This is a genomic window from Oscillibacter sp. CU971 (assembly GCF_905219725.1).
Taxonomy (GTDB): Bacteria; Bacillota; Clostridia; order Oscillospirales; family Oscillospiraceae; genus Oscillibacter.
On sequence record NZ_CAJMXG010000364.1, the window covers coordinates 1 to 2396 of the forward strand.

2 protein-coding genes and 1 tRNA gene are annotated in these 2396 nt (G+C 55.6%); all 3 read left to right on the forward strand.

The genetic code is table 11. The annotated features are described in order from the left end of the window. Positions 1–22: 22 nt before the first annotated feature. Positions 23–721, forward strand: coding sequence for an L-ribulose-5-phosphate 4-epimerase (locus tag JX325_RS15405; RefSeq protein ID WP_204791942.1), 699 nt, complete (start codon positions 23–25; stop codon positions 719–721). Positions 722–1721: 1000 nt separating this feature from the next. Then, positions 1722–1798, forward strand: a tRNA-Arg gene (locus JX325_RS15410). A gap of 81 nt (positions 1799–1879) precedes the next feature. Continuing rightward, the coding region (gene rbr / locus JX325_RS15415) for a rubrerythrin (RefSeq protein WP_204791943.1) at positions 1880–2396 on the forward strand (517 nt) is incomplete at its 3' end.

Consider the following 2396-nt stretch of genomic DNA (forward strand, 5'->3'; position numbering starts at 1 on the left):
GGTATATTATGAGGTAAGAAATATGCTTGAAGAACTGAAAAAACAGGTCTGCGGCGCGAATTTGCTGCTGCCGAAATACGGCATGGTCACCTTCACCTGGGGCAATGTCTCCGGTATCGACCGGGAACAGGGCCTGATGGTCATCAAGCCCTCCGGCGTGGAGTACGACGGCATGAAGCCCGAGGACATGGTGGTGGTGAGCCTGGAGACCGGAGAGCGGGTGGAGGGCCGGTACAAGCCCTCCAGCGACACGGATACGCACCTGGCACTGTATAAGGCGTTCCCGGCCTTGGGTGGGATCGTCCACACCCACAGCCGTTGGGCCACCTCCTTCGCCCAAGCGGGGAAAGGCGTCCCGGCCCAGGGAACCACCCAGGGGGATTACTTCTACGGCGAAATCCCCTGCACCCGGAAGATGACTCCGGAGGAGATTGCGGGAAGCTATGAGCTGGAGACGGGCAATGTCATCATCGAGACCTTCCGGGAGCGGAAGATCGACCCTGCCCAGGTCCCGGCGGTGCTGGTCCACAGCCACGGTCCCTTCGCCTGGGGGACGGACCCCTTTAACGCCGTACACAACGCTGTGGTGCTGGAGGAATGGGCCTTTATGGACTTCCACGCCATGTTATTGACGCCGGGCCTGGGGGCCATGCAGCAGGAGCTGCTGGATAAGCACTATCTCCGCAAGCACGGCCCCGGGGCCTACTACGGCCAAGGCTGACGGATAGGCGCGCATGGGGGAAAGCCTTTCGGATCGTGACGACCGCGTAGCGGGCGGCATTACCTTCCGATTCCGAGGCGCGGCTGAGCTTTGAGGGAACAGAGAATACATAGTTTATAAAAAGCGGCAGGTCATCTAAATTGGGACCTGCCGCTTTTTAGCATTTTACAGGTTTTGAGGCTTGGGCTTAAACCGCGTGGCTGCCCAGCCTATGGCCTTCCTCTGGATAAGCCACTCTCTAACCTGGACGTGAGACTGGAGAGAAATAGGAATCGTGTCCAACTCCAAAGCATTACCCTGGACGTCCATCCCAGCCACATCGTCTTGAGCCAGGAAGAAACACGCTTTCTGCCATGGCGGATGTGTCTAAGATAATGGGCAGCGAGGTCTAGTAGCATATCAGTGCTTTAAGCAGGGTGAGGTAATCATTGTGCCCTAAATGGGCCCCCATGGAAACCTTAAGGATGCCTTTGCCCAAGGGGGCGAAGTACAGTTTTTCCTCAGCCTAAAAAAATTTTAACAAAACGCTTTACAGACTGGGGAAATTCTGCTATACTAGTTTAGAACTCAGAGGAACGGTCCTTCTGTTTCCGCACGTAGCAAAATGCATAGGTGGTATGCTCCCGTGGCGCAGTTGGATAGCACGTCAGGCTCCGACGTTTCTGACCGATCCGGCTGAGATACGGCGCAAGGCCCTGCAAGCAGGGGCGTTGGCGGAACGGCAGAGGAAAAAACGCTGCGAGCCGACTACTGTTTGACTACTATTTTCCCGGATAGCCGGAACCCCGAAAACTTCATATTGTTAGGTATGCGCCCGTGGCGCAGTTGGATAGCGCGTCAGACTCCGACGTTTCTGACCAATCCGGCTGAGATACGGCGCAAGGCCCTGCAAACAGGGGCGTTGGCGGTATGGCAGAGAAAAAACGCCGTGAGTTGACTACTGTTTGACTACTATTTTCCCGGATAGCCGGGAGACCGAAAATTTTATATCGTTAGGTATGCGCCCGTGGCGCAGTTGGATAGCGCGTCAGACTCCGACTCTGAAGGCCGCTGGTTCGAATCCAGTCGGGCGTACCAAAAGCTCTAAAAACACAGTTTTTAGAGCTTTTTTGTAACTTTTCGCATTCATTTTGTAAATTTGAAAAGGAGGAATTCATCATGTCCAAATACGCCGGAACACAGACAGAGAAAAACCTGGAGGCCGCTTTTGCTGGGGAGTCCCAGGCCCGGAATAAGTACACCTATTTCGCCTCCAAGGCCAAGAAAGAGGGCTTCGAGCAGATTGCCGCCCTGTTCCTAAAAACCGCGGACAATGAGAAAGAGCACGCAAAAATGTGGTTCAAGGAGTTGGAGGGAATTGGTTCCACCGCCGAGAACCTGGGAGCCGCCGCCGACGGAGAAAACTACGAATGGACAGATATGTACGAGGGCTTTGCCAAGACTGCCGAAGCGGAGGGCTTTCCTGAATTGGCCGCCAAATTCCGCGCCGTTGGTGAGATTGAGAAGCACCACGAGGAGCGGTATCGCGCCCTGCTCCGGAATGTGGAAGCCCAAGAGGTCTTCAAGAAGAGCGAGGTCAAGGTTTGGGAATGCCGGAATTGCGGACACATTGTGGTGGGCACCGCCGCGCCGGAGGTCTGCCCCGTTTGCGCCCATCCCCAGGCTTACTTCGAGG

Coding starts and splice junctions, on each gene's coding strand:
- JX325_RS15405 (WP_204791942.1), top strand. CDS start 23: ATGCTTGAAGAACTGAAAAAACAGGTCTGCGGCGCGAATTTGCTGCTG.